The sequence below is a fragment of the Zoogloea sp. LCSB751 genome (assembly GCF_002028455.1).
Lineage (GTDB): Bacteria > Pseudomonadota > Gammaproteobacteria > Burkholderiales > Rhodocyclaceae > Zoogloea.
This window is the reverse complement of the sequence record NZ_MWUM01000420.1, coordinates 1-251: the sequence shown is the minus strand read 5'-3', so window position 1 is coordinate 251 and position 251 is coordinate 1. Positions and strand designations below refer to the sequence as shown.

At 48.6% G+C, this 251-nt stretch carries 1 protein-coding gene; it reads right to left on the bottom strand.

What is annotated here, in order from left to right; translation table 11 throughout:
- Nucleotides 1-251: hypothetical protein (locus B4920_RS30175; RefSeq protein ID WP_216820105.1), on the bottom strand; the 251-nt coding region annotated here is incomplete at both ends.

The window sequence follows — 251 nt, the reverse complement described above, 5'->3', positions numbered from 1 at the left end:
ATTAGTAAGCCCATAGCATCACTAAATGAGCATTGTAGTTCGTTGACTTCGGCATTAGTTGCCTTGCGGCCGCTGGGAATATCAACAACAAGGCGGTTGCTAGAGGCAGCGATATACAAGGTCATATAATCCGCACCACAGGCATGCTCAAATGGGCGGATCAATACGGCAGGAATGCGACCATTCTCAAGCCACTTATAGAGTGTCCATTTGCTAGGTAACCCCATCAGATCGGCAACGCGGTCTACTGA